Origin of the sequence: Daejeonella sp., assembly GCF_037719425.1 — a bacterium.
Classification (GTDB): Bacteria; Bacteroidota; Bacteroidia; order Sphingobacteriales; family Sphingobacteriaceae; genus Daejeonella.
In genome coordinates, this window is the sequence record NZ_JBBJNI010000217.1 from 1 (window position 1) to 4,815 (window position 4,815).

Below are 4,815 nucleotides of genomic sequence, written 5' to 3' on the forward strand. Positions count from 1 at the left end.
AACGAGCCTTGTAAATACCCAATTATGGGGATTTTTTCTTCTAAAATCTCACCCCCAAACAGCCCCGCCCTCAAACCAGCCCATGGCCCTTTAATATCCAGTCTGGCGCCGCTTGCATTTACAGTTGTGGTGGTTTCCGCAAAAGGTACTTCAATATCTTGAAGCTCTTCTCTCAGCTCCTGCTGTTCCTGTGCGTTCAGGGCTTTCTTGCCGTCAATTGCTCCATTTGCACTGCCATACTGAGGTCCAAGGATCCACCAGTCCAGATACATTTTGCCGCCAAGTCTCCATTGTGAACCGATCTGTAAGCCGCCAGTAAAAGTATTCAGCTTTCCGCTAAGAGGCATCACCTGAGTGGTACCATTCACATCAAATTCAATTGGCACGTCTACATTATAGCTGCTTATACGAACAAATGGTGCAAGATAAAAGCCGCGCATCACTTCCTTTCCTAAATAGAACCTGACTTCGGGTGTGAACGCTACATTGCCGATCTCAAGTTTATCCAATTGCCTGTCGGTTTCAGGATCATCAATCAGGTCGGAGATCGTCGACCTCAAAGGGAGGCCTCCCTTTGGCATAACTCGGAATCCCAACGCGGCTGTTACTCTTCGGCCAATCTGATGTTCATAGCCGAGTGATATATTCCGCACCGGCAGGGATAGCAGGTTAATTTTTACGAGGTTCTTCCCGCCTTCTACGGTCGTTTTTTGCCTTGCTTCCTCAGTTGTTTCCTGCGCAAGACAAGTGCTGGTAATGATCCCCAGGGCAAGCAATAAAAATAGCTTTTTCTCCATAGTAGTTTTTTTATAATTAAACTTAAAATAATTACCTGTTGACAGACTTATATAAAATATGGAACCTTGTAAATCCCCATAATTGGGTATTTTTAATCTTTAAAGAAAATCAATTGGGTCTAAATTTTTACGGGTTGGGCTTGACACAATTTCCTAGCTAACGGAGGGATTTGTGACCTCAATTTCTGCTTACGAGGCGTTTCAACTCGAACAGGTCTTGCTGCAGGCCGGCAAGATCTTCAGCCTCAATGGCTTGCAGGCTTATTTTCATATCCACAGACATAGAATCTACATTCCCGCTCCTGTCATTGTAGGTTTGAACAATAATATCATCTTCCATCGTTCGGATGATCAGGTTCCCCGAGCCTGAACTGCCGAGGTAATCTATACTTTGAAGGCGAGATAAATTAAATGAATAATACTCTTGTTTCCCGCTTATGTAGGTCTTCCGGTAACGGAGAAATCCTTCATCAGAAATGGTGATCTCACATTTTTTAATCTTCAGCGCTACATGATCAATTCCATGAAAGGCGCTTAGCTTCTGCTTGGCCTGCACAGCAAGCTTGTGCGCCAGCTCATCCCCGTTAAAGGCCATAATAACGATCATGATCACCGTGGGGAAAAACCATTTCCACAGACGGGAATTAACGAGTGGGCCGGGGCCGGAATGAGATGATCGCTTCATGCGAAATAATGAACTATTTGGTTGGAATGCTCGGTGTAAATTCGCTGTTAATGTTGTACTAAATTAGCAATTCAATAGCACATCCGCACCCGCATAGAACAAACTCTGGATCAGCTATTTATATTGTGTCCGGAATAAAACTTCCAAATCTCCGGCTGCTGTATCCCTCAAACATTTAAATTATTTGCAATTTCTGACAACAATACGTGAAAATATCGCTTTTAATGCAGTATTAATACTAATAACCCGCTATAATGAGCTTTCTATTGACGCTTTGGTGAATGAGTGTATAGAGGATGCACAAATGAATACGAACAACCATACGATTGTCCGGGAAAGGGGAACCATCAAATACGACCATTCGCGGCGACAGGGACAGGCTGGAACAAGTTCTTATTAACCTGATCTCTAATGCAGCAAAATATTCACCGGGCGGAACTAATATCCTAGTAGAGACTCTTACTACCGATGATGAAATTTCGGTTATGGTTAAAGACAATGGAATTGGAATCGCTGATTCAGAACACAAGAAAATATTCGGCAGATTTTACCGGGCCAAGGACAGTAACTCAGTTATATCCGGTTTCGGCCTTGGATTGTATATCTGCTCGCAGATAATAAAAAGGCACAAAGGCTAAATTGGAGTAGAAAGTGAAGAAGGCAAAGGATCGACATTATATTTTTCGCTTCCACTAACCCCAGTCGTCGCTGAGAATAATCCCGTCATGGCGATAATCAAATAATAAGGCCGGAGCATCTACGGATTTATAAATTCGTATTTTTGTGCATGAATATTTCTGACAATTCACGTATCTGGATCTATCAGGCCAACCGTGACCTTAATTCTGAAGAAGAGCAAAAAATTCAGCAGAAGCTTAACGATTTCACCTCACAATGGCAGGCTCATGGACATGATCTTGCAGCGCAGGGAGAAATTCGCCATAATCAGTTCATCATATTATCAGTAGATGAACAGGTTGCCGGAGCTACGGGCTGTTCCATCGATAAATCAGTCAACCTGATGAAAGAAATTGAACAGGAATTTAATCTTGAGCTTTTTGACCGGTTCAGGGTAGCTTACCGCGATGGAGAGAATGTGATCAATTGCAGCAGAACGGAATTTGAAGAACTGCTGAGCAACGGACAGATCAGCTCAAATACCATCGTTTTTAACAATATGATATCTACGCGTAAAGATTTAAGTACGTCATGGGAGGTTCCGATGAAAGATAGCTGGCATGGGCAGGTTTTTGGCGATAAGGTGAGTTAGCGCCTTCGACGCCAATGGTTTTTTTACCGCAGAGTTCGCAGAGTTTTTACGCAAAGTTCGCAGAAAATCATTTGATATAATTCTCACACATAAACTTTTAACTCTGCGACTTCTGCGTGGAACTTTGCGTACTCTGCGGTAAATCTTTGCCTTCTAAATGCGAACAGTGACTGTTATAACGGGGTCAGAAAGGCAACTTCCCCAGCCTTCTCATATTCCGCAGTATAAGGTTTTGCTTACGATAGATGTAGGACGTGGGCTTTGCCGGCGACCATCTTCTGGGGTTTGGGAATACCGCAACCAGTAAGGCAGCTTGCTGCTTAGTCATGCTTACGGCAGACTTATGGTAATAATTCCTGGAAGCAGCTTCAGCGCCATATAGGCCATCACCTGTTTCGATGACATTCAGATAGACCTCAAGGATCCGTTCCTTACTCCATAAGAGCTCGATCAATCCCGTGAAATATACTTCGAATGCTTTGCGGACGTAAGACCTTCCGGGCCATAGAAAAACATTCTTCGCGGTTTGCTGACTGATAGTGCTTCCTCCTATCACCTTCTTGCTCTTCTGATTTTTCTCAAAAGCGTTTTCCATAGCCTTGAAGTCAAATCCCCGGTGTTTAAGAAAATTCACATCCTCGCCGGCAATAGCAGCTTTCTTAAGGTTATCAGACAGATCATCAAAATGGATCCACTCTTTCTCAATTTTCCATTCTTTTCCGTCGATCTTTCGCTCAATACCACGTTGCAGCATTAAAAATGTGACCGGAGGATTGATAAACTTTAAGGCCAGCACCCATACAAACGTGATCCCTATAAACCAGATGATAACCTTAGCAAGTATTCTGGCGAACTTCCTGAATTTGGATTGGGGTGTTTGCTTAGAGGATATTCGTTTTGCCATTGGTGGGATAGATTGTTAGTTGTTAGTGATTAGTTCTTAGGCTAGTCGGAGAGGCGTTACAAAAATGTCATTGTTCTAAAAATACTCGGCTACCCCAAGTAACGCCATACTGCCAATCCCTAAAATAAAAAAATGCTTTCTGAAATAAATCAGAAAGCATTTTTTATTTAGCTATTCGTTCTTAAGTACCTACTAAAGCTAGTATTTAAATCGAATAGCAGATGTCGTCAGTCTAACAACTAATCACTAACTACTAACCACTACCTACTCCGCTACTACCTCAAACGGAACCTTAACCTTTACTTCTTTGTGAAGGTTTAAGTTCGCTATGTATTCACCAACAAACTTAGGCTCAGTTTCGAATGTAATGCGTCTGCGATCTACTTCAAATCCTTCTTTCTTTAAAGCATCAGCGATCTGAATAGTATTTACAGATCCGAAGATCTTACCACTCTCACCTGCTTTAGCACCGATAGACAATTTAACACCTTCAAGTTTGCTTGCAATAGCATCAGCATCTTTCTTGATCTTATCTTGTTTGAAGGCAGCTTGCTTCAGGTTTTCAGCCAAAACTTTCTTTGCTGATTCTGTAGCCAATGATGCATAACCCTTTGGTATAAGGAAGTTACGACCGTATCCTGGCTTCACATTTACAACATCATCTTTCTCTCCGAGATTCTTGATGTCTTGTTTTAAAATTAGTTCCATGTCGCTTATCTCCCTCTATTTTAATGAATCAGTAACATAAGGTAATAACCCGATATGACGCGCACGCTTTACAGCTTGTGCAACTTTACGCTGGAACTTCAATGACGTACCAGTTAAACGGCGTGGCAAAACTTTACCCTGGTCATTTATAAACTTCAATAAGAAGTTAGCATCCTTGTAATCGATATACTTGATTCCGTTCTTTCTGAAACGGCAGTATTTTTTACGGCTCTCGTCAACTTTCGGAGCGGTAACGTATTGGATTGTGTCTTTTGCCATTATTTCGCTACCTCCTCAGTTTTAGTTTCTTTTGGCTTGTTGAAAGCTCCGCTACGTTTTTTCTCACTGAAAGCAAGTGCGTGCTTGTCAAGCGCGACAGTTAAGAAACGCATGATACGTTCGTCACGTTTGTATTCAACTTCAAGTTTGTTAATAAACTCACCCGGAGCTT

7 protein-coding genes and 1 pseudogene are annotated in these 4,815 nt (G+C 42.2%); 2 read left to right on the plus strand and 6 right to left on the minus strand.

The features are described from left to right. A partial coding sequence (locus tag WKF69_RS18615; RefSeq protein ID WP_340383908.1) for a DUF3575 domain-containing protein occupies window positions 1-797 on the minus strand: 797 nt, incomplete at its 3' end. A 178-nt stretch (window positions 798-975) separates the two neighbouring features. Next, complete coding sequence (locus WKF69_RS18620; RefSeq protein WP_340383910.1) at window positions 976-1,482, minus strand: hypothetical protein; 507 nt, start codon at window positions 1,480-1,482, stop codon at window positions 976-978. A gap of 326 nt (window positions 1,483-1,808) precedes the next feature. On the opposite strand from WKF69_RS18620, the gene WKF69_RS18625 reads away from it, so the two are divergent. Together WKF69_RS18625 and WKF69_RS18630 are read left to right on the plus strand one after the other, a co-directional pair. Further along, complete coding sequence (locus WKF69_RS18625) at window positions 1,809-2,120, plus strand: ATP-binding protein (RefSeq protein WP_340383912.1); 312 nt, start codon at window positions 1,809-1,811, stop codon at window positions 2,118-2,120. A 149-nt stretch (window positions 2,121-2,269) separates the two neighbouring features. Next, entirely contained in the window at window positions 2,270-2,752 is a 483-nt protein-coding gene (locus WKF69_RS18630) for an ABC transporter ATPase (protein ID WP_340383914.1), read from the plus strand. A 184-nt stretch (window positions 2,753-2,936) separates the two neighbouring features. Here the strand turns inward: WKF69_RS18630 and mtgA are convergent, their stop codons facing one another. From mtgA to WKF69_RS18650, 4 genes and pseudogenes are all read right to left on the minus strand, one after another. Further along, window positions 2,937-3,656 (minus strand): monofunctional biosynthetic peptidoglycan transglycosylase, encoded by a 720-nt coding sequence (mtgA, locus tag WKF69_RS18635; protein ID WP_340383916.1) that lies wholly within the window; start codon window positions 3,654-3,656, stop codon window positions 2,937-2,939. A 264-nt stretch (window positions 3,657-3,920) separates the two neighbouring features. Next, the gene (gene rplI / locus WKF69_RS18640) at window positions 3,921-4,364 is read right to left on the minus strand and encodes a 50S ribosomal protein L9 (RefSeq protein WP_340383918.1); all 444 of its coding nucleotides are present in this window, start codon (window positions 4,362-4,364) and stop codon (window positions 3,921-3,923) included. 15 nt (window positions 4,365-4,379) lie between these two features. Beyond that, window positions 4,380-4,643 carry a 30S ribosomal protein S18 gene (gene rpsR, locus WKF69_RS18645; protein ID WP_305363252.1) on the minus strand — a complete coding sequence of 88 codons (264 nt, stop codon included), beginning with the start codon at window positions 4,641-4,643 and terminating at the stop codon, window positions 4,380-4,382. Beyond that, a pseudogene (locus tag WKF69_RS18650) lies at window positions 4,643-4,815 on the minus strand (30S ribosomal protein S6); the annotation flags it as partial. The pseudogene WKF69_RS18650 and the gene rpsR, both read right to left, overlap by 1 nt.